Consider the following 234-nt stretch of genomic DNA (forward strand, 5'->3'; position numbering starts at 1 on the left):
GCGTTCATCTGCCTGCCAGTGCTGGTAAGGCATGGCAACCCAGCAACCTCCAGCCACGGCTCCCAGCACAGCCAGACTCTTTAGTGCGCCGCGGCGACTCTGGCGCTGCTGTTGCAAGCCGGTCAGTGTTTCCCTGACCGGCAGCGCATTACTGGCACCACGCAGGCCGTCAAAACGTTCAGCAACACTTTCGATATGACGCCAGGCCTGGCGATTGGCGTCACTGCTATCCAG

Annotated in this window: 1 protein-coding gene; it reads right to left on the reverse strand. The window is 61.1% G+C overall.

The features are described from left to right. A partial coding sequence (locus Q4563_RS22785) for a hypothetical protein (RefSeq protein WP_303606169.1) occupies nucleotides 1–234 on the reverse strand: 234 nt, incomplete at both ends.

The sequence above is a fragment of the Gilvimarinus sp. 1_MG-2023 genome (genome assembly GCF_030548285.1).